The sequence below is a fragment of the Pseudomonas sp. ok272 genome, from assembly GCF_900109995.1.
Taxonomy (GTDB): Bacteria; Pseudomonadota; Gammaproteobacteria; order Pseudomonadales; family Pseudomonadaceae; genus Aquipseudomonas.
This window is the reverse complement of record NZ_FOCB01000009.1, coordinates 84,540-108,762: the sequence shown is the minus strand read 5'-3', so window position 1 is coordinate 108,762 and position 24,223 is coordinate 84,540. Positions and strand designations below refer to the sequence as shown.

Here is a 24,223-nt window from a genome sequence, read left to right as displayed (position 1 = left end):
AAGATCTGCGACTTCAGAGACTTGGTTTCAATACCTCCACCACAACCGACAAATCGCAGGCACAAAAAAGGGCGACCGAAGTCGCCCTTTTTCTATGGTCTGACAGAACTTAGTTCTGCTTTTCCATCTGTGCACGCAACAGGTCGCCCAGAGTGGTAGGACCAGCAGCAATGTCAGAGGTAGCTGGCTTGTCGCGCAGACTCTGGATTGCTTCTTTCTCTTCAGCATCGTCTTTCGACTTGATGGAGAGCTGGATTACGCGGCTCTTGCGGTCAACGCTGATGATCTTGGCTTCTACTTCTTCGCCTTCTTTCAGAACGTTACGCGCGTCTTCAACGCGGTCACGGCTGATTTCGGAGGCTTTCAGAGTCGCTTCGATGTCGTCAGCCAAAGTGATGATGGCGCCTTTAGCGTCAACTTCTTTCACGATGCCTTTAACGATTGCGCCTTTGTCGTTCTCTTGAACGTACTCGGAGAACGGATCGCTTTCCAGTTGCTTGATACCCAGGGAGATACGCTCGCGCTCTGGGTCAACCGACAGGATAACGGTGTCCAGCTCGTCGCCCTTCTTGAAGCGACGAACAGCTTCTTCGCCCACTTCGTTCCAGGAGATGTCGGACAGGTGAACCAGGCCGTCGATGCCGCCGTCCAGACCAATGAAGATACCGAAATCGGTGATCGACTTGATGGTGCCGGAGATTTTATCGCCCTTGTTGAACTGGCCAGAGAAATCTTCCCATGGGTTAGATTTGCACTGCTTGATGCCGAGGGAGATACGACGACGCTCTTCGTCGATGTCCAGAACCATAACTTCCACTTCGTCGCCGACTTGTACGACTTTCGAAGGGTGGATGTTTTTGTTGGTCCAGTCCATTTCGGAAACGTGTACCAGGCCTTCAACGCCTTCTTCCAGCTCAGCGAAGCAGCCGTAGTCGGTCAGGTTGGTTACACGCGCGGTAACGCGGGTGCTTTCTGGGTAACGGGCTTTGATAGCAACCCATGGATCTTCACCCAGTTGCTTGAGGCCCAGGGAAACACGATTGCGCTCGCGATCGTACTTCAGAACCTTGACATCGATCTCATCGCCAACGTTGACGATTTCCGATGGATGCTTGATACGCTTCCAAGCCATGTCGGTAATGTGCAGCAGGCCATCGACGCCACCCAGATCGACGAATGCGCCGTAATCGGTGAGGTTCTTGACGATACCTTTGACTTGTTGGCCTTCCTGCAGGGATTCCAGCAGAGCTTCACGCTCAGCGGAGTTCTCGGCTTCGAGGACGCTACGACGGGAAACAACAACGTTGTTGCGTTTCTGGTCGAGCTTGATGACCTTGAATTCCAGCTCTTTGCCTTCCAGGTGCGTGGTGTCACGCACAGGACGGACGTCAACCAGAGAACCAGGCAGGAACGCACGGATGCCGTTAACGTCGACAGTGAAGCCGCCTTTAACCTTACCGTTGATAACGCCCTTGACCACTTCTTCGGCTGCGAAGGCTGCTTCCAGAACGATCCAGCATTCAGCGCGCTTGGCTTTTTCACGGGACAGCTTGGTTTCACCAAAGCCGTCTTCAACCGAATCCAGAGCAACGTGAACTTCGTCACCGACGTTGATGTTCAGCTCGCCAGCGTCGTTGTAGAACTGCTCAAGCGGGATGAGTGCTTCAGACTTCAGGCCAGCGTGAACGGTTACCCAACGAGCCTGGTAATCGATATCAACGATAACACCGGTGATGATGGAGCCTGCCTGAAGATTCAGGGTTTTTAGGCTTTCTTCAAAGAGTTCCGCAAAGCTTTCGCTCATTTTAATTCCTGTTGATAAGGGCGAAGAATACGCCCATCTGCCACATCCCAGACGATGTGGGTTACGTTCATATAAAAGAAAGACCGCAAGACTATGACTGGTCCCCCGCGGTATTTCTTGGTCATCCGGCGATATCGCGCAGGGCGATTTCGCTCATGATGCGTTCCATTACCTGCTCGATGGACAACTCCGTGGAATCCAGTTGAATCGCGTCGACCGCCGGCTTGAGCGGGGCTACCGCTCGCTGGGTGTCGCGCTCATCGCGCACACGGATCTCATCTAGCAGACTCGACAGACTAACATCCTCGCCCTTGCCCTTCAACTGCAAATATCGACGGCGTGCCCGTTCTTCGGCGCTGGCCGTCAGAAAAATCTTCAAGGGGGCGTCGGGAAACACCACTGTGCCCATGTCGCGGCCATCGGCCACCAGCCCTGGAGCCTCCTGAAATGCCCGCTGGCGCTGCAACAAGGCATCACGCACCGCCGGCAACGAAGCGACCATGGAGGCCCCGGCCCCAACGGTTTCGGTACGGATCACGCTGCTGACATCTTCACCCTCAAGGATAATCTGCTGCAGTTTGCCCGGTTCGGCACCAATGAACTGCACATCCAGGTGGGCAGCCAGCTTCACCAACAACTCTTCATTGGCCATGCCGACGCCATGATTGGTAGCCGCGAATGCCAACAGACGGTACAGCGCACCAGAATCCAGCAGATTCCAACCCAGTTTCCTGGCGAGCATTCCAGCGACGGTACCCTTACCGGAGCCACTAGGACCGTCAATGGTGATAACCGGTGCAATGCTGATCACGACTGAGCCTCTTCGGCGACACGAATACCGACCTGCGCGCACAGCGCGAGGAAGTTGGGGAACGACGTTGCGACGTTGGCGCAGTCATGGATGCGGATCGGCGCATTGGCGCGCAACGAAGCAATGCTGAACGACATGGCAATCCGGTGATCGCCGTGACCATGCACCTCGCCACCGCCGATCTGGCCGCCATCAATGATAATGCCGTCCGGAGTCGGCTCGCACTTGACGCCCAATGCCAGCAGGCCATCCGCCATCACTTGGATCCGATCAGACTCCTTGACCCGCAGCTCTTCGGCGCCACGCAAAATGGTCCGCCCCTCAGCGCAAGCCGCGGCAACGAACAGCACCGGGAACTCATCGATTGCCAACGGAACCAGCTCCTCGGGAATCTCGATACCCTTGAGTTTAGCTGCCCGTACGCGCAGGTCAGCCACAGGTTCGCCACCGACTTCACGTTGATTCTCCAGGGTGATGTCAGCCCCCATCAAGCGCAGGATATCGATCACACCGGTACGAGTCGGATTGATCCCGACATGCTCAAGCACCAGGTCCGAACCTTCGGCAATCGAGGCGGCCACCAGGAAGAACGCCGACGAGGAGATATCGCCTGGCACTTCGATGTGGGTGGCGCTGAGCTTATGGCCAGACTCGACCGACGCCGTAGCGCCTTCGACCGCCACCGGGTAACCAAAACCACGGAGCATGCGCTCGGTATGGTCGCGGGTTGGCGCAGGCTCGGTGACCGTGGTCTTGCCTTCGGCATAGAGACCCGCCAACAGCAGGCAGGATTTAACCTGGGCACTGGCCATTGGCATGGTATAGGTCAGGCCTTTGAGCTTGCTGCCACCGCGAATGATCATCGGAGGACGACCTTCGGCAGCGGTCTCGATCACTGCGCCCATTTCACGCAATGGGTTCGCCACGCGATTCATCGGGCGCTTGGACAACGATGCGTCACCCGTCAGGGTGCTATCGAAGCTTTGCGCAGCCAGCAGACCGGACAACAGGCGCATCGACGTACCGGAGTTACCCAGATAGATCGGGCCAGGCGCCGGCTTCAGGCCGTGCAGGCCGACGCCGTGCACGGTCACACGACCATGGTGCGGACCTTCAATCACCACACCCATGTCCCGGAAGGCCTGAATCGTAGCCAGGGCGTCTTCACCTTCAAGAAAACCCTCGACCTCGGTAACACCCTCGGCCAGGGAGCCAAGCATGATCGAGCGGTGGGAAATCGATTTATCGCCCGGTACACGAATCCGCCCAGTCAGGCGGCCACCAGGTTGTGCCAGGAAAATCAGGTCGTTGGAGTTCATAGCGTCCACATAGGCCCGGCGGGCCAGGATTTTACTGAAATGCTCGCGGGCAACCCGGGCGCGAGTGAAAACGCCCAGCAGTTGATGCCCGTCCCCTGCATCGACCGCGTCGCGCAAGGCGTCGAGGTCGCTGCGAAATGTATCAAGTGTGCGCAGGACAGCGTCGCGGTTAGCGAGAAAAATGTCATGCCACATCACCGGGTCGCTACCGGCGATTCTTGTGAAATCGCGAAAGCCACCCGCAGCGTAACGGAAGATCTCAAGGTTTTCATTGCGCTTGGCCAACGAGTCGACCAGACCGAACGCCAGCAAATGCGGCAGATGGCTGGTCGCAGCCAGCACCTCATCGTGACGCTCGACCTGCATGTGCTCGACATCGGCACCCAGCTCCCGCCAGAGCCGGTCAACCAGCGCCAGTGCGGCAGGGTCGGTTTGCTCCAGCGGCGTGAGGATCACCTTGTGCCGGCGGAAAAGCTGGGCATTCGACGCCTCTACCCCACTCTGCTCGGAACCCGCGATCGGATGCCCCGGCACGAAGCGCGCCGGCATGCCGCCGAACGCCTCGGTGGCTGCACGCACCACATTGCCCTTGGCGCTGCCGACGTCGGTCAGGATTGCCGAACCCAAGTCCATGCCAGCCAGGCGCACCAGGAGTTTTTCCATGGCCAGGATCGGCACAGCCAATTGAATGACATCCGCCCCAACGCACGCAGCCGCCAGATCATCCTCACAACGATCCACCACCCCCAACTCAACCGCCAACTGGCGCGATTGCGGGTCAAGGTCGACACCGACGACTTCCTGGCACAGGCCGCTCTCACGCAAGCCTTTGGCAAACGACCCACCGATCAACCCCAGGCCGACCACCACCAGGCGGCCAATTCCGGGCACAGCAGGTTGCACGGTCATGACATCAACCACGAGCCAGAACCTTGGCCAGCGCCTGAAGGAACCGGTTGTTTTCGGCTGGCAGGCCGATGGTGATGCGCAGATGGTTCGGCATGCCGTAGTTGGCCACCGGACGCACGATCACACCCTCGCGCAACAAACCCTGGAAGATCGGCGCGGCCTCCTGGCCCAGATCAACGCAAATAAAGTTGCCCTTGGAAGGAATCCAGCCCAACCCCAGCTCGCGAAAACCCAGCTCAAGCTGCTGCATGCCAGACTCGTTCAGGCGCCGGCTTTCAGCCAGGTATTCGTCGTCCCTTAGCGCAGCGCAGGCCGCAGCCAGCGCCAGACTGTTCACGTTGAAGGGTTGGCGAACGCGGTTCAGCACATCAGCCACCACCGCCGTCGACAGACCATAACCAACGCGCAGCGCTGCCAGGCCGTAGGCCTTGGAGAAGGTCCGCGATACCAGCAAGTTCGGGTAAGCGGCGAGGAAATCCAGGCCGTCAGGCAACTCGCTGCCTTCGGCGTACTCGATATAGGCCTCATCCAGCACCACCAGTACACGCGCTGGCACATCCTGGAGAAACTCATCCAGGGCCTCGGCGCTAAACCAGGTCCCGGTCGGGTTGTTCGGGTTAGCGATAAACACTACGCGAGTGTTGCTGTCGATCGCCTCCAGCATGGCGGACAGGTCATGCCCCCAGTCCTTGGCCGGAATCACGCGCGCATCGGCACCGACCGCCTGGGTGACGATCGGATAGACCGCAAAGGCGTGCTCGCTGAACACCGCATTCAAGCCCGGCGCCAGATAGGCGCGCGCCACCAACTCAAGAATGTCGTTGGAGCCATTGCCCAGCGTCACTTGATTGAGTTCGACACGGCATTGCTCGGCCAACAGGGTCTTGAGCGCAAAGCCATTGCCATCCGGATAGCGGGTCAACTCGGCCAGCGCTTCACGAATGGCCGCCAGCGCCTTGGGACTGGCACCCAGCGGATTCTCGTTGCTCGCCAGTTTGACGATGCTGGCCGGATCGATGTCCAGCTCGCGAGCCAGTTCGTCCACGGGCTTGCCCGGAACGTAAGGCGAAAGTTGTTGCACGCCCGGCTGTGCCAGAGCGAGGAAGTCGCCACTCATTTGTTAACGCCCTTAGAGAACTGCTTTGGGGTAGGAACCCAACACTTTAAGTGCCACTGCTTCCTGACTGATTTGTTCCAGCACGCTCTTGACCAGCGGGTCGCGATGGTGACCGACGAAGTCGATGAAGAACACGTAGGTCCACTTGCCACTGCGCGACGGACGGGTTTCGATCCGCGTCAGGTCGATGCCATTGTCGTGGAACGGCACCAGCAACTCGTGCAGCGCACCCGGCTTGTTGCTCATCGACACAATGATCGAGGTCTTGTCGTCGCCGGTCGGCGGCACTTCCTGACTGCCGATCATCAGGAATCGCGTGGAGTTGTCCGGGCGATCCTCGATTTTCTCCGCCAGGCGAGTCAAACCATACAGGCCTGCAGCCATGTCGCCGGCAATCGCTGCCGAATTCCACTCACCCTTGACCCGCTTCGCCGCTTCAGCGTTGCTCGATACCGCCACGCGCTCGACGTTCGGGTAGTGCGCGTCCAGCCATTTGCGACACTGCGCCAGGGACTGGGCGTGGGAGTAGATGCGACTGATACTGTCGGTCTTGGTGTTCTCGCCCACCAGCAGATGATGGTGAATGCGCAGCTCAACTTCGCCGCAGATGACCATATCGTGCTCAAGGAAGCTATCGAGGGTGTGGTTGACCGCACCCTCGGTAGAGTTTTCCACCGGCACCACACCAAAGTTCACCGCGCCGGCCGCCACTTCACGGAACACTTCGTCAATTGCCGCCATCGGCTTGCTGATCACGGCATGACCGAAATGTTTCATGGCCGCGGCCTGGGTGAAGGTCCCCTCAGGACCGAGGTAGGCCACTTTCAGCGGCTGCTCCAGCGCCAGGCACGACGACATGATCTCGCGGAACAACCGCGCCATCTCTTCGTTGCCCAGCGGCCCCTGGTTGCGCTCCATCACTCGCTTGAGCACCTGGGCTTCACGCTCGGGACGATAGAACACCGGCACTTCGCCTTCAGCCAGCGACGCCATTTTGACCCGGGCGACTTCCTGGGCGCAGCGCGCACGCTCACTGATCAGCTCCAGGACTTTGGTGTCCAGGGCATCAATGCGAACGCGCAGGGCCTTGAGTTCTTGCTCAGACATTAGCCGTGTTCCTTCTCGAACTCTGCCATGTACGAAACCAGCGCATTGACGGCATTGATGTCGACCGCGTTGTAGATAGAGGCACGCATGCCGCCCACCGAACGGTGACCCTTGAGGTTCAGCAAACCGCGCGCCTCGGCACCAACCAGGAACGGCTTGTCGAGGCGGTCGTCGGCCAGGCGGAAAGGGACGTTCATCCACGAGCGGTCGGACACGTTAATGGGGTTGCTGTACAAGCCGCTGGCATCGATAAAGCCGTACAGCGTGCGCTGCTTGACCTCATTGAGCTTGCCGATGGCTTCGACACCGCCCTGCTCTTTCAGCCACTCGAACACCAGGCCGGACAAGTACCAGGCCAGGGTCGGCGGGGTGTTGTACATCGAGCCGTTGTCGGCCGCGACCTTGTAGTCAAGCATGGTCGGGCACAGCGAGCGCGCACGACCCAGCAGGTCTTCACGCACGATGTTGACGACGATGCCGCTCGGGCCGATGTTCTTCTGGGCACCGGCGTAGATCATGCCGAAGCGCGAGATATCCACTGGGCGCGAGAGAATGTCCGAGGACATATCCGCCACCAGCGGTACATCGCCGGTTTCCGGGATCCACTGGAACTCCAGGCCGCCAATGGTTTCGTTCGGCGCGTAGTGTACGTAGGCCGCGTCTTGCGACAGCTTCCATTCGTTCTGACCGGGAATCGCGAAGTAGTCGTAAGGCTTGGCGGTCGCAGCTACGTTGACGTGGCCGTAGCGCGAGGCTTCTTCGATGGCTTTCTGCGACCAGATACCGGTGTCGATATAGTCGGCCGTACCGCCTTCCGGCAACAGGTTCAGAGGAATTTGGGCAAATTGCTGGCTAGCGCCACCTTGCAGGAACAGCACTTTATAGTTCGAGGGGATATTCAGCAGATCACGCAGATCCTGCTCGGCCTTGGTCGCAATGGACACGAACTCATCGCTGCGATGGCTCATTTCCATGACCGAGAGGCCCTTGCCGTGCCAGTCGAGCAACTCGGACTGGGCACGCAACAGGACAGCTTCAGGCAGCGCAGCGGGACCTGCGCAGAAGTTATAGGCTCGTTTGCTCACATCCACTCTCGCTATGCAATCACGGTAGCGGACAGAGCAAACACTCTGCCCTGCTACGATTTGGTTAGTCTTGCGGCTCTTCTTCGTCAGCGGCATCAGCCTGCTGGCTTTCGATCATGTCGTCCGGCTCGGCGCCTGCGTCAATTTCCACGCCCTCCAGCTCAGCACCCTCTTCGCCTTCGAGCTCTTCGCCCTCGACTTCCGACGGTTCCTGAACCCGCTCAAGGCCAACCAGCGTTTCATCGCTAGCCAGCTTGATCAGCGTGACGCCCTGGGTGTTGCGACCCAGGCTCGACACTTCGTCAACCCGGGTGCGCACCAACGTACCCTGGTCGGAAATCAACATGATCTCCTCGCCATCGAGCACTTGCACCGCGCCGACCAGACGGCCGTTACGGTCGTTGCTGACCATGGCGATAACACCCTGGCCGCCACGCTTGTACTCAGGGAACTCACTGATAGCGGTACGCTTGCCATAGCCACGCGCCGAAGCGGTGAGGATCTGGCTGCCATCTTCCGGGATCAGCATGGAAATCAGCTTCTGGCCTTCCGGCAGACGCATGCCGCGCACACCGCGGGCAGTACGGCCCATGGCGCGAACGTCGGATTCCTTGAAGCGCGTCACCTTGCCACCGTCGGAGAACAGCATGACTTCGCGCTCGCCATCGGTGATGGCGGCCGAAATCAGTACGTCGCCCTCGTCCAGCTCCAGCGCGATCAGGCCCACGCTGCGCTGACGACTGAAGGATTCCAGCGGCGTCTTCTTCACGGTGCCTTTGGCAGTGGCCATGAAGATGAAGTGCCCTTCGGTGTATTCCTCGACCGGCAGCATGGTGGTGATGTACTCGTCACTGTCCAACGGCAGCAGGTTGACCAACGGACGACCACGGGCGGCACGAGATGCTTCCGGGATTTCGTAGGTTTTCAGCCAGTAGACCTTGCCCTTGCTGGAGAACAGCAGCAGCGTGGTGTGGCTGTTGGCGACCAGCAGGTGAGCAATGTAGTCCTCATCCTTGACGCCGGTAGCCGACTTGCCTTTACCGCCACGACGCTGAGCCTGGTACGCAGCCAACGGCTGGGTCTTGGCGTAGCCACCGTGGGAAATCGTCACGACGCGCTCTTCTTCCGGGATCATGTCACCCAGGGTCAGGTCCAGGCGCGCATCGAGGATCTCGGTGCGGCGCACGTCGCCGTATTCGGCACGGATCACTTCCAGCTCTTCGCGGATCACTTCCATCAGGCGCGTGGCGCTGCTGAGGATGCGGATCAGCTCGCCGATCTGGTTGAGGATCTCTTGATACTCGGCCAGCAGCTTCTCGTGCTCCAGGCCGGTCAGGCGGTGCAGGCGCAGCTCCAGAATGGCTTGTGCCTGTTCTGGCGACAGGAAGTACTTGCCCTCGCGCAGGCCGTATTGCGGGTCCAGGGTCTCTGGACGGCACGAATCGGCGCCGGCACGCTCGACCATCGCTACCACGGCGGAAGATTCCCAGGCAGTGCTGATCAGCGCTTCCTTGGCTTCCGACGGCGTTGGCGAGGCCTTGATCAGGGCAATTACCGGGTCGATGTTCGACAAGGCAACTGCTTGACCTTCAAGGATGTGACCACGCTCGCGCGCCTTGCGCAGTTCGAACACGGTACGACGGGTGACGACTTCGCGACGGTGACGTACGAAGGCTTCCAGCAGGTCCTTGAGGTTCAGGATCCGCGGACGGCCGTCGATCAGCGCCACGATGTTGATGCCGAACACCGCCTGCAACTGGGTCTGGGCGTAGAGGTTGTTAAGAATCACCTCTGGCACTTCACCACGACGCAGTTCGATCACCACGCGCATACCGTCTTTATCGGACTCGTCGCGCAGCTCGGTAATGCCTTCGAGCTTCTTCTCCTTGACCAGCTCGGCGATCTTCTCGATCAGACGCGCCTTGTTCAACTGGTACGGGAGTTCGGTGATGACGATCTGCTGGCGACCACCGACCTTGTCGATGTCTTCGATCATCGAGCGGGCGCGCATGTAAATGCGACCGCGACCGGTACGGTAGGCTTCGATGATGCCGGCGCGACCGTTGATGATCGCGGCGGTCGGGAAGTCCGGACCCGGGATGTAGTGCATCAACTCATCGATGGTCAACTCAGGGTTGTCGATGAGGGCCAGGCAACCGTCGATGACTTCACCGAGGTTGTGCGGCGGGATGTTGGTCGCCATGCCCACGGCGATACCGCTGGAGCCGTTGACCAGCAGGTTGGGAACACGGGTCGGCATGACCGCGGGGATCATTTCGGTGCCGTCGTAGTTCGGCACCCAGTCCACGGTTTCCTTGTGCAGGTCAGCCAGCAGCTCATGCGCCAACTTGGTCATGCGCACTTCGGTGTATCGCATCGCCGCGGCGTTGTCGCCGTCGACCGAACCGAAGTTGCCTTGACCGTCTACCAGCAGGTAACGCAGCGAGAATGGCTGCGCCATACGAACGATGGTGTCGTACACCGCGGTATCACCGTGCGGGTGATACTTACCGATCACGTCACCGACAACACGGGCAGATTTCTTGTACGGCTTGTTGAAGTCGTTACCCAGCTCGCTCATCGCGAACAGCACACGCCGATGCACGGGCTTCAAGCCATCGCGCGCATCAGGCAGTGCCCGACCGACAATTACGCTCATCGCGTAGTCGAGGTAGGACTGTTTCAGCTCGTCTTCGATATTGACCGGGAGGATTTCTTTGGCCAGTTCGCCCATGAGAAGCCTGATTCCTTTTTCTGGTGAAACCTCGTCACATCCAAATGGGACGAACGAAGCTCGCCGACGCAGACTGAGTGCCATGCACCGACTTACGACAAATCAACAAGTTAAGCCATGGATTTGCGCAGTAAGGACAACCCCGCGGGACTGCCTTGGAAACCGCCGGATGTTATCACAAGAGCCGCCACGCACCTATCCCCCTGACGCGCATGGAGCATAGTTAGTTGACCGATGACAGCCTTAACGGGGACGAGAGAGGCTCAGAGCAGCGTTGACTGGAGAATCCAGGGCTGAATGCAGCCGATTTATTGACTTTTCCGGCTCCTTCGCGAGCAGGCTCGCCCCCACAAGAGATCGTTCGAGCCCGCGCGCCAATCAAATGTGGGAGCGAGCCTGCTCGCGAATGAAGTTGATCGGGCCCGCCGCCGTGTCAATGCAAGCGCTTGCGGCACATCAACTGCGCCATCTTCGCCGCATCCGGGCGCTCGACGATGCCTTTTTCGGTAACGATGGCATCAATCAAGTCGGCCGGCGTCACGTCGAACACCGGATTGAAGGCCTCGACATCCGCCCCCACGCGCTTGCCGCCCACCTCCAGCAACTCGCTGCCGTCGCGTTCTTCAATCGGGATCTCGTCACCGCTGGCCAGGTTCATGTCGATGGTCGAACTGGGGGCCACCACCATAAAGCGCACACCATGGTGCATCGCGTTGACCGCCAGTTGATAGGTGCCGATCTTATTGGCAACGTCACCGTTGGCGGTGATCCGGTCCGCCCCCACGATCACCCAGGTAATGCCCTTGGTCTTCATGATGTGGGCCGCCGCCGAGTCGACATTGAGGGTCACCGGGATGCCTTCGTTGGCCAGCTCCCACGCGGTCAGGCGCGAACCCTGTAGCCAGGGCCGGGTTTCGTCGGCATACACCCGCTCGACCATGCCTTCTATAAAGGCGCCGCGAATCACCCCCAAGGCCGTCCCGAAACCACCCGTGGCCAGTGCGCCGGTGTTGCAGTGGGTCAGGATCGCCTGCGCATTGCCCTGGTGCTTGCGGATCAGCTCCACCCCCAGCTGCGCCATGGTCAGGTTCGCTTCGCGATCACTCTCATGAATCGCCAGCGCCTCGGCCTCAAGCGCTGCCAGGGGATCGGCATGGCTCTTCAGTCGCGCCAGGCGTTCGCGCATACGGCCCAGGGCCCAGAACAGGTTGACGGCGGTCGGCCGCGAATCGGCCAGCAGGGCAAAATCCTGTTCCAGCGCGGCCTGCCAATCGCCGCCCTCGGCAAACCGTGCACGAGCGGCCAGCACCACGCCATAGGCGGCGCTGATGCCGATAGCCGGCGCCCCCCGCACCACCATCGAGCGAATGGCCTCGGCCACGCCGGCGGCGCTGGTGTAGGCAATCCACGTTTCCTCGAACGGCAAAATGCGCTGATCCAGCAGGTACAGGGCACCATCGCGCCAATCGATGGCCTTCACCTTCTCCGCAGCCAACAGTCGATCGCGCATCTCTCACCCCGTACTCATCAACAAAAGCGGCTGATTATAGCGATCCCCCCGCGAAGACGCTCGGGTATACTTCGCCATCCTTTATAAAAGCACTGGACCGAACCTTCGATGCCGACCCCCGCTGCTGCGCTCGACCTACTCTTGCTGCCGACCTGGCTGGTGCCCGTGGAACCGGCTGGCGTGGTGCTCAAGGATCACGGCCTGGGCATTCGCGACGGGCGCATTGCCTTCATCGGCCCGCGCGATGCCGCGCTCAAGCTCATGGCAACCGAGGTCCGCGAGCTGCCGGGCATGTTGCTCAGCCCCGGCCTGATCAATGCCCACGGGCATGCGGCGATGACACTGTTCCGCGGCCTGGCCGATGACCTGCCCTTGATGACCTGGCTGGAGCAACACATCTGGCCGGCCGAGGGCAAATGGGTCGATGAAGCGTTCGTGCGCGATGGCACCGACCTGGCGATTGCCGAACAGATCAAGGGCGGGATTACCTGCTTCTCAGACATGTACTTCTTCCCCAAGGTTGCCAGCGAACGCGTGCACAACAGTGGCATTCGCGCACAAATCGCCATTCCGATCCTCGACTTCCCGATCCCCGGCGCCAGCAGTGCCGACGAGGCGATTCGCCAGGGCGTCGAGTTGTTCGGCGAACTCAAGCATCACCCACGGATCAAAATCGCCTTCGGGCCCCATGCACCGTACACCGTGAGCGATGAGAACCTGGAAAAGGTCCGGATCATCACCGAGGAGCTGGACGCCGCCATTCACATGCACGTCCACGAGACCGCCTTCGAGGTGCAGCAATCGCTTGAGCAGCGCGGCGAGCGTCCCTTGGCCCGCCTTGCACGCCTGGGTTTGCTGGGTCCGCGCTTGCAGGCCGTGCACATGACGCAAGTCAGTGAGCAAGACCTGGCGTTACTGGTAGAAAGCAACACCAGCGTGGTTCATTGCCCCGAGTCGAACCTCAAGCTGGCCAGCGGCTTTTGCCCGGTGGAGCGACTGTGGCAGGCCGGGGTCAATGTGGCCGTTGGCACCGATGGCGCCGCCAGCAACAATGACCTGGACCTGCTGGGCGAAACCCGCACCGCCGCGCTGCTGGCCAAGGCCGTTGCCGGTTCGGCCACCGCCCTGGATGCCCATCGCGCCCTGCGCATGGCCACCCTCAACGGCGCCCGGGCACTGGGCCTGGAGAGCGACGTCGGGTCGCTGGAAGTCGGCAAGTGTGCCGACCTGGTGGCCTTTGACTTGACTGGCCTGGCCCAGCAACCCATCTATGACCCGGTTTCACAGCTGATTTATGCCACCAGCCGGGACTGCGTGAAACACCTTTGGGTGGCTGGCAAGCAATTGCTCGACGACCGGCGCCTGACGCGCCTTGATGAACACCAGATCGTCGCCAGCGCTACCGCCTGGGGCCGACGTATCGGCGGCCACACCGAATAGACCCAAGCCTTGAGCTGAACCTCAAGGCCGACAGCACAATTCTTTAGATTCAAGAGGACCATCCATGAGCAACGTCGACCACGCTGAAATTGCCAAGTTCGAAGCCCTGGCCCACCGCTGGTGGGACCGCGAAAGCGAGTTCAAGCCACTGCACGACATCAACCCGCTGCGGGTCAACTGGATTGACGAACGCGTCAAGCTGGCCGGCAAGAAGGTCCTGGACGTCGGCTGCGGCGGCGGCATCCTCAGCGAATCGATGGCCCAGCGCGGCGCCACCGTGATGGGCATCGACATGGGCGAAGCACCGCTGGCGGTCGCGCAGCTCCATCAACTGGAGTCCGGCGTGAGCGTGGAATACCGGCAGATCACGGCCGAAGCCCTGGCCGAAGAGATGCCCGAGCAGTTCGACGTCGTCACCTGCCTGGAAATGCTCGAACACGTACCGGACCCATCGTCCGTGATTCGCGCCTGCTTCCGCATGGTCAAGCCGGGTGGCCAGGTGTTCTTCTCCACCATCAACCGCAACCCCAAGGCCTACCTGTTCGCGATCGTCGGCGCCGAATACATCATGAAGCTGCTGCCGCGCGGCACCCACGACTTCAAGAAGTTCATCCGCCCTTCCGAGCTGGGCGCCTGGAGCCGTGCCGCGGGCCTGAGCGTCAAGGACATCATTGGCCTGACCTATAACCCGCTGACCAAGCACTACAAGCTGGCGTCCGACGTCGACGTCAACTACATGATCCAGACCCTGCGCGAGGAGTAAGCCGATGGCCATCAGAGCAGTTCTTTTCGACATGGACGGCACCCTGCTCGACACCGCGCCGGACTTCATTGCCATCTGCCAGGCGATGCGCGCCGATCGCGGCCTGCCGCCGATGAATGACCAGCACATCCGCGACGAAATTTCCGGCGGCGCCCGGGCGATGGTTGCGGTGACGTTTGCCATGGACCCCGAGTCCCCGGGCTTCGAGGCGCTGCGCCTGGAGTTCCTGGAGCGCTACCTGATCGGCTGTGCGGTGCACAGCAAGCTGTTCGATGGCATGGCTGAATTGCTGGCGGACATCGAGAACGCCAACCTGATCTGGGGCGTGGTCACCAACAAACCGCTGCGCTTCGCCGAGCCGATCATGCAACAGCTGGGGCTGGCCGAACGCTCCGCGCTGCTGATCTGCCCGGACCACGTGAAGAACAGCAAGCCAGATCCGGAGCCCCTGATCCTGGCGTGCCGCATGCTCGATCTGGACCCGGCCACCGTCCTGTTCGTGGGCGATGACCTGCGTGATATCGAATCAGGCCGCGATGCCGGCACCAAGACCGCCGCGGTGACCTACGGCTACATTCACCCGGACGACAACCCCAAGCATTGGGGCGCCGACGTGGTCGTGGACCATCCGCTGGAGCTGCGCAAGGTGCTGGATAACGCACTGTGCCGCTGCTGAGTCCCGACCGGCCTGCTTAATTTTTGTAGAGGTATTTTATGTTTGATTACACCGCCCGCCCTGAACTGCTCAAGGACCGGGTCATCCTGGTCACCGGCGCTGGCCGCGGGATCGGCGCTGCCGCCGCCAAGACCTACGCGGCGCACGGCGCCACCGTGCTGCTGCTGGGCAAGACCGAAGCCAACCTGACCCAGGTCTACGACGAAATCGAAGCCGCCGGCCACCCACAGCCAGCCGTGATTCCGTTCAACCTGGAGACCGCGCTGCCACACCAGTTCGACGAACTGGCGGCCATGATCGAAACCGAATTCGGCCACCTCGATGGCCTGCTGCACAACGCCTCGATCATCGGCCCGCGCACGCCCCTGGAGCAGCTATCCGGCGAAAACTTCATGCGCGTGATGCACGTCAACGTCAATGCCATGTTCATGCTGACCAGCACCCTGCTGCCGCTGCTCAAGCTGTCCAAGGACGCCTCGGTGATCTTCACCTCCAGCAGCGTCGGCCGCAAAGGTCGTGCCTACTGGGGTGCCTACGGCGTCTCGAAGTTCGCCACCGAAGGTCTGATGCAAACCCTCGCCGATGAAGTCGAGACCGTCGCCCCAATGCGCGCCAACAGCATCAACCCGGGCGCGACCCGCACCAGCATGCGGGCGCAGGCGTACCCAGGGGAAAACCCGCTGAACAACCCGACGCCCGAAGACATCATGCCGGTCTACCTGTACCTGATGGGGCCGGACAGCACCGGCGTCAATGGCCAGGCGTTCGACGCTCAATAACCCCCGCCGCTATCGCCGCGACGGCTTTCCGTCGCGGCATGCTCGTCTTTACCCCACAAAGCAGTCTAGACTCTAGCCAAACGTCCTACGGGACTGATGGATCAGTATGATGCGCAGCTTCTCCGCCCTCACCCTGCCTGTAAGACAGCATTCCTGCCTAGGGCCCATGCCATATGAAATCGCCGATCCAGACCAACGCAATTGACTTTGATAGCGCCAAATTGCAGCGCCTGGGCTTTGGACAAATTCCTCCGCTGTTGGCACGCCCCGCGAGCCTGGGCGAGTTGCGCCAGCAGATGGGCCAGCAATTGCAAACCAGCCTGGAACCACAGCGCATCCTGGGCCTGTTCTTCCGCGAAGTTCAGCGCCTGGTGCCACTGGACGCACTCAGTTATGAACACAAGACTAGCGATCTGCGCCTGGAGTTCGGCCAGCGAGGGCACCATTGCGCGAGCTACAGCCTCAGCCATGAAGGTCAAGACCTTGGCGAACTGGTGTTCCGGCGCAACCAGCGCTTCAGTGAACAGGACCAGGCCAACCTGGAGTCGCTGCTGTCCGCGCTGCTGTTCCCGATCCGCAATGCCTTGCTCTATCGGGCCGCGACCCAAAGCGCATTGCGCGATCCGCTGACAGGCGCCGGCAACCGCATCGCCATGGATCAGACCCTGCATCGGGAAATCGACATGGCGCGCCGGCACATGCAACCGCTGTCACTGCTGATGCTCGACATCGACCACTTCAAGCGCATCAATGACAGCCACGGCCATCGCACTGGCGATGAAGTGCTCAAGGCCGTTGCGATCTCGATCAAGCATCAACTGCGTAACGTCGACATGGTGTTTCGCTTTGGCGGCGAGGAGTTTTTGATCCTGCTCTCCAACACCAGCCGTGAGGCGGCCGCCATGGTGGGAGAGCGCCTGCGGTATGCCGCACAAGCACAGGACTTTCGGGTCGATGAGATGCTGCTCGAACTGACCGTAAGCTTGGGCTGCTCGACGTTACTGCCGGGAGAGTCGGCGCAAAGCTTGCTGCGACGCGCCGACAGTGCGCTTTATGTGGCCAAGCGCGAGGGACGCAATCGCCTGGCAATGGCCGGATAAGGCCGGGGGCAATACCTGTGGGAGCGAGCCTGCTCGCGAAACGGGGGGTGCCAGTCAACACCGGTGTAATCCCCATCTTCGCGAGCAGGCTCGCTCCCACAGTGGTTTTGAGTTAAAGAATCAACCTTCGACCAACGCCATTCGCTCACGCGCTACCGAAGGTTTCACCTGGTGCTCCAACTGCATGCAGCGCTCCAGGAACAGGTACATATAGTCGTAGCTTTTACACACCGCCTGACGCAACTCGAGCTGTAGCGCGTGGGTGGGGTTGTGGCCCGCCAGGGTGCAGATAATCTCCAGGGCTTCCCAAGGGTGGGCATCGTCGTACTGGGCGTGCATCTTCAGCCACTTCATCGCGCGCTTGCGGTCGTCCTCGGGAAACGATGCCGCGTAGATCCCGTTGGAACATACCAGCGCCGACCACTCCCCCGTCGCACCTTCGATCGCATAGTTGGTCGCGGCAATGGCGACGATCAGCGAATCCGCCGAGCTGGTATGCCAGCACCAGTGACTCAGCGCATGCAGCTCAGGGGCCACTTGCTGCGCCTGCAGGTCCTCCAGGCTGACGCCATGCGCACGGCTCCAGTGCAGCCAATAGTCAGCGTGGTTGAGTTCGACTCGAATGTTACGCATCAGCCAGCGACGCGCCATGTCCTCGCCAGGGTGGCGGGCGAAGCGGGTCTTGGTGAGGTTTTGTGCCATGTACAAGGCAAACTGCTCGACGACCGGCCAGCCACCGATCAGGTACTGGCGCATGGTCCTGGCACTGAGCTTGTTATCACGCATCCGCTGATACAGTTCATGCTCTACAACCCGACGCTTGCTCTCGCTGCAGTCCTGGATCAATTGCTGAGCCCAGGCAGGGTAACTTGCAGCTTCCATAAGCGGGCCGGATCTGTTGAAAGTATCGATCACTGTCGCACTCCTTTTGATTGTGATTGTACGGATCAACAAGAGACTTCAACGGAACGTACCAGGCGCCTTGAATAACAGCGGCTGCGGTCTGGTGGGCCGACATTGCAAACTGTCACAGGTAAACAATTGAGGGCGCTGGATAGTGTAGCCCTGGGCATAATCCACGCCGATCTCCAGCAATGCCTGCTCGATCTGCGGTGTTTCAACAAACTCGGCAATTGTGCGCTTACCCATGACATGTCCGATGTGGTTGATCACTTCGACCATTGCACGGTTAATCGGGTCGTCCAGCATATCCTTTACGAAACTCCCATCGATCTTCAGGAAGTCTACAGGTAAATGTTTCAGATACGCGAAAGAGGACATTCCGGCACAAAAGTCATCCAGGGAAAAATGGCAGCCTAACCCTTTGAGCTCATTAATAAATCTGATTGCACTGCCCAAATTGGAGATGGCGCTTGTCTCAGTGATTTCAAAACAAATCATTTCAGGCGCAATGCCATAGGCAATGAACTGCTCACGCAGGAAGACCAGGAAGGCCTCATCGCCGATGGTGGTGCCTGACAGATTGATCGCACACATGGCCAGCGGCCCTTCGCGATTTTCCGCCCTGCACTGGGCGATAATCTTGAACACATTCTCGACCACCCAACGATCCAGGGAAGTCATCAATCCGTAGCGCTCGGCGGCCGGAATGAAACTGTTGGGCAAAATCATCCGCCCGGCTTCATCGTGCAGGCGCAGCAGGATTTCGATGTGCCCGCCACCGTTCTCCACATGCCCCAGCGCGCAGATCTCCTGGGCATACAGGCAGAAACGATTCTCTTCGAGCGCGATATGCAGGCGTTGTACCCAGGCCATTTCACCAAAGCGCAGGGACAGTTCGGAGTCGTCGGCGTGATAGACCTGCACCCGGTTGCGGCCTTTTTCCTTGGCCATGTAGCAGGCCATGTCGGCGGCACGCAACGACGCTTCAAGGGTGGTCGGGGTCTGCGCAATGTGGACCATGCCGATACTGACGGTGGTCACGAATGGCCGCCCCTTCCAGACAAAGTGCAGGTTCTGCACGGTCTGGCGCAGGACTTCGGCGACTTTTTCCGAGGCCTCCGGTGAACAGTTTTCCAGCAGGATGCCAAACTCATCCCCCCCCAGCCGCGCCAGGGTGTCACCTTCGCGCAACCCCGACTGCAGCAGCGCACAGATATGGCGCAACAGCTCGTCACCCGCGGCATGCCCGCAGGTGTCGTTGACCAGTTTGAATTGATCCAGGTCGAGGAACATCAAGGCGTGTCGGGCCGGCTGGCGCGTCAAGCTGTGCAGCGCCTGCTCCAGGCGGTATTCGAACTCGCGGCGGTTGGCCAGCCCGGTCAGCGCATCGTGCGTGGCTTGCCACGACAGGTTAGCGATGTACTGGCGCTCCTGGGTCATGTCATGCAGCACCAGCACCGTGCCGCTGACTTTGCTGGCCGTGTGAATCGACGAACCCACCAGTGTGACGGAAACGGTGCTGCCATCCAGGCGCTGGATCAGCTTGGCGTGATCGCTGCCAGCGCTGAGCTGACCGCTGAGAATATGCTCGATCAGGGTAAAGCCATCGGCCTGGGCGTTCTCATCCAGCAGATTGAACAGTGCCGCCAGCGGTAGCCCCACAGCCTGCTCGGCCTTCCAGTGCGTCAACAGCTCGGCCGCCGGATTCATGTAGGTGATAACGCCCTCCACATCCGTGGTGATCACCCCGTCACCAATAGACTGCAGGGTGATCTGGGCCCGCTCTTTTTCCAGTTGCAAGGCACTGGCAAACTCATGGCGCTGCGCCAGGAGTTTGCGGGTACGCAGCAAGGCAAGGGCGATGAGACCGAGCGCGGTGGCCAGGTTGGTGAATAACAACAGCCGCAGAATGACGCGGGAGCCCTCGCCCAGGGCATCACTGAACGCCTTGGCGGCCGGCGTCACGTCTTCGTTGATGGCAAAAATCTGCGCCTTCCAGCGCTGGATATCGGCCTGCGTCGCCTGATTGCCCTGGATCTGCCCGTGCATCTCGCGAGCGACGTTATCCAGCTGCATCAAATAGGCATCGCCCACCGTCCAGTGCTTGATGGCGGTTTCCAGATAGCTGAAGTGACGGAAGTTCAGGTACAACCAGATCAGGCTCGGCACGTCGTCCGGGTGGTTGCCGCCCTGGAGAATGCCACGCCGTGCCGCCTCCAGATCCGGCGGCTGATGGTCCAGGGCAAGGCGCATTTCATGATCGCCCCGGGGAATCGCCATGACGTCCTGGTATTTGAGGAATATCGACGGGTCGCGGCTATCGGCATAAAAGTTGAGGTAGTAGATGGCATCCTTCTGGCCCTTGGACCACAGGCTCTCGCCAGCGACATAGCCGCGCACCGCCGAGAGCACATACAGGCTCACCCCACCCAGCAATGCTTGAAAGAGCACGACGGCAATAAATGGCCAGACGATGCCCAACAACCGTGGAGTTCCGAGCGTCCGCTTTTGCTTCATGAGGTCCCTTGTCCAACACTGCCCGATGAACACCTGAAAGCACAGATTAGGCTAATTTTCGCCGTGGTGGCGGCAATCGGCTTCGATCAAAACCGATTGAGCGACAACGCTGTGATCAATAGGCATCCGCTGCTGATCCCCTGCTGGAGGGCTCGCGCAGTAAACACAGAAACCGCAGTAACACTCAAGGCCGCTGTGCTTGCTGCAAATGCCCATAGAGCTTGGCGTACAACCCACCGTCCGCAATCAACTGCTGATGGTCACCGTCTTCGGCGATCCTTCCGCCATCGAACACCAGCACGCGGTCAGCTTGTTTCACCGCCGATAGCCGATGGGCAATGATCAGCGTGGTGCGCGCCTTGAGAAACAGCCCCATGGCCTGGTGCAGGTTGTATTCGGTCGCGGCATCGAGGGCCGAGGTGGCCTCGTCGAGAATCACCACTTTAGGTTCGGCCAGGACCATACGGGCGATGGCCAGGCGCTGGCGCTGGCCACCGGACAACCGCACCCCGGAGCGCCCGACGATACTGTCCAGCCCCTGCGGCAGCGCCTTAACCGTCGCTTCGAGTTGGGCGATCTCCAGCGCCTTCCAGCAGGCGTCGTCACTGCGTTCACGGCCCATGGTCAGGTTGGCGCGAATGGTGTCGTTGAACAGCGCCGGGTGCTGCAGCACCACCGCGACATTCTCCCGCACGGTGTCCAGGCCGATGTCTTGCTGGGTCACACCACCGAAGCGAATCGTCCCGGCCTGGGGCGTATACAAGCCCAGCAGCAATTGCACCAGGGTACTTTTGCCGCCGCCGCTGGCGCCGACAATGGCGACTTTTTCACCGGGGGCGATGGACAGGTTCAACTGATCCAGCACCGGTTCTTCGCCATAACCAAAGCTCAAGCCCTGGACGTCGATGCCTACGGTCTGACGCCCTTTGAACGGGTCCACACCGCCTGGATACTGCGGCTCGTCGGCCCGCGACAGCAGCTCATTGATCCGCGTCAGCGCGCCACCGGCCGCGTAATAGGCGTATTGCAGGTTGAGCAGTTGTTCGACCGGACCAATCATGAACCACAGGTAGCTGAACACCGCCAGCATCTGGCCGATGGACAGGTCGGAGAACAGCACCGTCAGCATGGCGGCCGCGCGGAAGATATCGATGCCGAACTGGAACAGCAAACCGCTGGCGCGACTTGAGGCGTCACTCTTCCATTGTGAGTTGACCGCATAGTTGCGCACGTCTTTGGCCCGTGCACCGAGCCGGCCCAGGAAAAAGCCCTGGCGGTTGCCGGCGCGTACTTCCTGGATCGCATCCAGGGTTTCGGTCAGGGCCTGGGTGAACCGCGACGTGCTGTCGTTTTCCAGCTTTTTCAGGTGCTTGACCCGCTTGCCCAATTGCACCGTGGCGTAGATCACCAGCGGGTTGAACAGCAGGATCAACAACGCCAGCTTCCAGTGCATCCACATCAGGATCCCCGCCGTGCCCACCAACGTAAGCATGGCTACCAGGAAGCGGCTGAGGGTTTCACCGACAAACTTATCGATCGTGTCCAGGTCCGTGACCAGGTGCGTGGTGACGGTTCCGCTGCCCAGGCTTTCGTATTCCCCCAGGGAGATCCGCTTGAGCCGCTCGATCAGCCTGATCCGGATACGGTAGACGATGTCCTTGGCCAACCCGGCAAACAGCTTCGCCTGCACCACGTTGAATACCAACGCCGCACAACGCAGGCCGAGGGTCACCACCAACATCAAGCCGATGTAGCCGGCGGCACTTTGCCAGCCGTCAGGCAGGAAGCGGTTCATCACTTTCAGGGCAGAGTCGCCATGCCCCAGCAGCACTTCGTCCACCAACAACGGCAAGAGCAGGGGAATGGGCACGCTGCACAGGGTTGCCAGTACCGCGACACCATTGGCGGCCCACAGGGCTTTCTTGTGCTTGAGCGCCATGGCGCGGATGTTGGCCCAGCTCAGTCGATCAAGATGCGTGGGGGGTAGCACATCGTCAGGCAACTCAGACACAGGTCGCGCGCTCCAGCCAGCGACCGAGCAATGGCGACAATTCACTGAGGGGTTGGTAACCGTTGGTCAGTAGCGCCAACTGCCCGTTGCGCTCGGCCAGCAGGGTCGGGAACCCGGCGATCCCCAGGTCCTGGACCCAGGTGAAGTCCGCCACAGTCGCGGCATGCTGGTCGGCACGATCAAAGGCGGCCGCGAACTCGATACGCGGCAACCCCGCCTGCTCGGCCAATTCCACCAGCACGCTGGCATGGGTCACGTCGCGCCCTTGCGCGTAGAAAGCGTGCTGGATGAGCTTGAGCAGGCGCCACGCGCAATCCGGCGCCAGGCTACGGGCCGTGACCAGCGCCCGGCAGGCCGGCTCGGTGTCGTAGACAAAACCGTCGGGCAACGCGCCTTCGAGCTTGAATGGCTGGCCGGTCGCGGCGGTCACCGCCTGCCAGTGTTCGAGGATATAGCGCCGGGTGGAAGGCTCCAGGGCTGCACCGTTGCCCGTGCGCAAGCCACCCACCACCACGTGCACGTCAACGCCGGCGGCGTGCGCCTGCTCTACCAACGCCTCGGCCACCGGGGCAAAGCCCCAGCACCAGGAACACATCGGATCCATTACATAGAGCAGGCGCGCGGACATGGTTCAGGCCTCGGTGTTGGATTGCTTGTAGTTGTAGCCAATCGGATGCGGCTGGTTGCGGGCCTTGGCCAGTTCAATCTGCTTTTGCCGGTCGATTGCACTGCGACGGGTCTTCTCACTCAGCTTATCCCAGCAATGTGGGCAACTGATGCCAGCGACATAGTGCTCCGATACCCGGTCTTCGATGCTCACCGGCGTACGGCAGGCGTGGCATTGATCGTAGTCACCCTCGCTCAGGTCATGACGCACGGTGACGCGGTTATCGAACACAAAGCAGTCACCCTGCCATTTGGTCTCTTGCTGCGGCACTTCTTCGAGGTACTTGAGAATCCCGCCCTTGAGATGGAACACCTCATCGAAGCCTTGGCTGAGCATGTAGCTCGACGCCTTCTCGCAACGGATACCGCCGGTGCAGAACATCGCGACCTTCTTGTGTACGGCCGGGTCGAAGTGGGCTTTGATGTAGTCGGGGAATTCGCGGAAGCTGGTGGTCTTTGGGTCGATTGCCCCTTCAAAGGTGCCGATCGACACTTCATAGTCGTTACGGGTATCGATCAACAGGACTTCGGGGTCGCTGATCAACGCGTTCCAGTTCTGCGGCTCGACATAGGTGCCCACCTGCTTGTTCGGGTCGACGCCGTCGACACCCAGGGTCACGATCTCTTTCTTGAGCTTGACCTTGGTGCGGTAGAACGGCTGCTCGTCGCAGTACGACTCTTTATGGTCGATGTCGTCCATGCGCGGGTCGTTCTTGAGCCAGGCCATCAGCCCGTCGATGCCTTCGCGGCTACCGGAGACGGTGCCGTTGATGCCCTCTTCGGCGATCAGCAGGGTGCCCTTGATGCCGTTGTCGACCATCGCTTGCAGCAATGGCTCGCGCAGGGCGACGTAGTCTTGCAGGGTGACGAACTTATACAGTGCCGCCACGACAATCTGTTGTGTCATGGGTATTTCTCCAGGTGGCTACCCTCGTAAAGGGTGAACCGGATGCGAAAAAAAACGCGCCGGCT

The 24,223-nt window shown here is 60.4% G+C and carries 18 protein-coding genes; 5 read left to right on the top strand and 13 right to left on the bottom strand.

Annotated features, from left to right (window positions below):
- Positions 1–109: 109 nt before the first annotated feature.
- The 8 genes from rpsA to mtnA all read right to left on the bottom strand — a co-directional run bounded on the left by rpsA (position 110) and on the right by mtnA (position 12,396).
- Positions 110–1,804 carry a 30S ribosomal protein S1 gene (gene rpsA, locus BMW74_RS14670; RefSeq protein ID WP_014337228.1) on the bottom strand — a complete coding sequence of 565 codons (1,695 nt, stop codon included), beginning with the start codon at positions 1,802–1,804 and terminating at the stop codon, positions 110–112.
- A gap of 121 nt (positions 1,805–1,925) precedes the next feature.
- A complete protein-coding gene (gene cmk, locus BMW74_RS14665; protein WP_093421908.1) occupies positions 1,926–2,615 on the bottom strand; it encodes a (d)CMP kinase in 690 nt (229 codons plus the stop codon).
- Positions 2,612–4,843, bottom strand: coding sequence for a bifunctional prephenate dehydrogenase/3-phosphoshikimate 1-carboxyvinyltransferase (locus BMW74_RS14660; protein WP_093421905.1), 2,232 nt, complete (start codon positions 4,841–4,843; stop codon positions 2,612–2,614). The genes cmk and BMW74_RS14660 overlap by 4 nt, the downstream gene beginning before the upstream one ends.
- Before the next feature lie 4 nt (positions 4,844–4,847).
- The gene (gene hisC, locus BMW74_RS14655) at positions 4,848–5,960 is read right to left on the bottom strand and encodes a histidinol-phosphate transaminase (RefSeq protein ID WP_093421902.1); all 1,113 of its coding nucleotides are present in this window, start codon (positions 5,958–5,960) and stop codon (positions 4,848–4,850) included.
- Between the two features lie 12 nt (positions 5,961–5,972).
- On the bottom strand, positions 5,973–7,067 hold the full coding sequence (pheA, locus tag BMW74_RS14650; protein WP_093421899.1) for a prephenate dehydratase: 1,095 nt from the start codon (positions 7,065–7,067) through the stop codon (positions 5,973–5,975).
- Positions 7,067–8,152: a 3-phosphoserine/phosphohydroxythreonine transaminase gene (gene serC / locus BMW74_RS14645; protein WP_093422417.1), complete on the bottom strand. Its 1,086-nt coding sequence runs from the start codon at positions 8,150–8,152 to the stop codon at positions 7,067–7,069. The genes pheA and serC overlap by 1 nt, the downstream gene beginning before the upstream one ends.
- 64 nt (positions 8,153–8,216) lie before the next feature.
- Positions 8,217–10,886 (bottom strand): DNA gyrase subunit A, encoded by a 2,670-nt coding sequence (gene gyrA / locus BMW74_RS14640; protein WP_093421896.1) that lies wholly within the window; start codon positions 10,884–10,886, stop codon positions 8,217–8,219.
- A 433-nt stretch (positions 10,887–11,319) separates the two neighbouring features.
- Positions 11,320–12,396, bottom strand: coding sequence for an S-methyl-5-thioribose-1-phosphate isomerase (mtnA, locus tag BMW74_RS14635; protein ID WP_093421892.1), 1,077 nt, complete (start codon positions 12,394–12,396; stop codon positions 11,320–11,322).
- Positions 12,397–12,504: 108 nt separating this feature from the next.
- Here mtnA and BMW74_RS14630 point away from each other — a divergent pair, with 108 nt between their 5' ends.
- The 5 genes from BMW74_RS14630 (at position 12,505) to BMW74_RS14610 (ending at position 17,154) form a co-directional block, all read left to right on the top strand.
- A complete protein-coding gene (locus tag BMW74_RS14630; protein WP_093421887.1) occupies positions 12,505–13,836 on the top strand; it encodes a TRZ/ATZ family hydrolase in 1,332 nt (443 codons plus the stop codon).
- A 64-nt stretch (positions 13,837–13,900) separates the two neighbouring features.
- Positions 13,901–14,599 carry a bifunctional 2-polyprenyl-6-hydroxyphenol methylase/3-demethylubiquinol 3-O-methyltransferase UbiG gene (ubiG, locus tag BMW74_RS14625; RefSeq protein WP_093421882.1) on the top strand — a complete coding sequence of 233 codons (699 nt, stop codon included), beginning with the start codon at positions 13,901–13,903 and terminating at the stop codon, positions 14,597–14,599.
- A gap of 4 nt (positions 14,600–14,603) precedes the next feature.
- Positions 14,604–15,275: an N-acetylmuramic acid 6-phosphate phosphatase MupP gene (gene mupP / locus BMW74_RS14620; protein ID WP_093421878.1), complete on the top strand. Its 672-nt coding sequence runs from the start codon at positions 14,604–14,606 to the stop codon at positions 15,273–15,275.
- A gap of 38 nt (positions 15,276–15,313) precedes the next feature.
- Positions 15,314–16,054 (top strand): YciK family oxidoreductase, encoded by a 741-nt coding sequence (locus BMW74_RS14615; protein ID WP_093421873.1) that lies wholly within the window; start codon positions 15,314–15,316, stop codon positions 16,052–16,054.
- A 173-nt stretch (positions 16,055–16,227) separates the two neighbouring features.
- Complete coding sequence (locus tag BMW74_RS14610; RefSeq protein WP_093421868.1) at positions 16,228–17,154, top strand: GGDEF domain-containing protein; 927 nt, start codon at positions 16,228–16,230, stop codon at positions 17,152–17,154.
- Between the two features lie 120 nt (positions 17,155–17,274).
- Here BMW74_RS14610 and BMW74_RS14605 read toward each other — a convergent pair whose 3' ends face one another.
- From BMW74_RS14605 to BMW74_RS14585, 5 genes are all read right to left on the bottom strand, one after another.
- Positions 17,275–18,036, bottom strand: a complete 762-nt coding sequence (locus BMW74_RS14605; protein WP_371911754.1) for an iron-containing redox enzyme family protein — start codon at positions 18,034–18,036, stop codon at positions 17,275–17,277.
- Positions 18,037–18,114: 78 nt separating this feature from the next.
- The gene (locus BMW74_RS14600) at positions 18,115–20,574 is read right to left on the bottom strand and encodes an EAL domain-containing protein (protein ID WP_093421858.1); all 2,460 of its coding nucleotides are present in this window, start codon (positions 20,572–20,574) and stop codon (positions 18,115–18,117) included.
- A gap of 184 nt (positions 20,575–20,758) precedes the next feature.
- The gene (locus BMW74_RS14595; RefSeq protein ID WP_175479228.1) at positions 20,759–22,513 is read right to left on the bottom strand and encodes an ABC transporter ATP-binding protein; all 1,755 of its coding nucleotides are present in this window, start codon (positions 22,511–22,513) and stop codon (positions 20,759–20,761) included.
- 64 nt (positions 22,514–22,577) lie between these two features.
- On the bottom strand, positions 22,578–23,180 hold the full coding sequence (locus tag BMW74_RS14590) for a DsbA family protein (protein WP_175479229.1): 603 nt from the start codon (positions 23,178–23,180) through the stop codon (positions 22,578–22,580).
- A gap of 36 nt (positions 23,181–23,216) precedes the next feature.
- On the bottom strand, positions 23,217–24,158 hold the full coding sequence (locus BMW74_RS14585) for an oxygen-dependent tRNA uridine(34) hydroxylase TrhO (protein ID WP_093421843.1): 942 nt from the start codon (positions 24,156–24,158) through the stop codon (positions 23,217–23,219).
- Between the last annotated feature and the right edge of the window lie 65 nt (positions 24,159–24,223).

Excerpts from the sequence above, each read along its gene's own strand:
- rpsA (WP_014337228.1), bottom strand. The coding sequence starts at position 1,804 with ATGAGCGAAAGCTTTGCGGAACTCTTTGAAGAAAGCCTAAAAACCCTG.
- BMW74_RS14660 (WP_093421905.1), bottom strand. The coding sequence starts at position 4,843 with ATGACCGTGCAACCTGCTGTGCCCGGAATTGGCCGCCTGGTGGTGGTC.
- hisC (WP_093421902.1), bottom strand. The coding sequence starts at position 5,960 with ATGAGTGGCGACTTCCTCGCTCTGGCACAGCCGGGCGTGCAACAACTT.
- pheA (WP_093421899.1), bottom strand. The coding sequence starts at position 7,067 with ATGTCTGAGCAAGAACTCAAGGCCCTGCGCGTTCGCATTGATGCCCTG.
- gyrA (WP_093421896.1), bottom strand. The coding sequence starts at position 10,886 with ATGGGCGAACTGGCCAAAGAAATCCTCCCGGTCAATATCGAAGACGAG.
- mtnA (WP_093421892.1), bottom strand. The coding sequence starts at position 12,396 with ATGCGCGATCGACTGTTGGCTGCGGAGAAGGTGAAGGCCATCGATTGG.
- BMW74_RS14630 (WP_093421887.1), top strand. The coding sequence starts at position 12,505 with ATGCCGACCCCCGCTGCTGCGCTCGACCTACTCTTGCTGCCGACCTGG.
- ubiG (WP_093421882.1), top strand. The coding sequence starts at position 13,901 with ATGAGCAACGTCGACCACGCTGAAATTGCCAAGTTCGAAGCCCTGGCC.
- mupP (WP_093421878.1), top strand. The coding sequence starts at position 14,604 with ATGGCCATCAGAGCAGTTCTTTTCGACATGGACGGCACCCTGCTCGAC.
- BMW74_RS14615 (WP_093421873.1), top strand. The coding sequence starts at position 15,314 with ATGTTTGATTACACCGCCCGCCCTGAACTGCTCAAGGACCGGGTCATC.
- BMW74_RS14610 (WP_093421868.1), top strand. The coding sequence starts at position 16,228 with ATGAAATCGCCGATCCAGACCAACGCAATTGACTTTGATAGCGCCAAA.
- BMW74_RS14605 (WP_371911754.1), bottom strand. The coding sequence starts at position 18,036 with ATGGAAGCTGCAAGTTACCCTGCCTGGGCTCAGCAATTGATCCAGGAC.
- BMW74_RS14600 (WP_093421858.1), bottom strand. The coding sequence starts at position 20,574 with ATGAAGCAAAAGCGGACGCTCGGAACTCCACGGTTGTTGGGCATCGTC.
- BMW74_RS14595 (WP_175479228.1), bottom strand. The coding sequence starts at position 22,513 with ATGGCGCTCAAGCACAAGAAAGCCCTGTGGGCCGCCAATGGTGTCGCG.
- BMW74_RS14590 (WP_175479229.1), bottom strand. The coding sequence starts at position 23,180 with ATGTGTTCCTGGTGCTGGGGCTTTGCCCCGGTGGCCGAGGCGTTGGTA.
- BMW74_RS14585 (WP_093421843.1), bottom strand. The coding sequence starts at position 24,158 with ATGACACAACAGATTGTCGTGGCGGCACTGTATAAGTTCGTCACCCTG.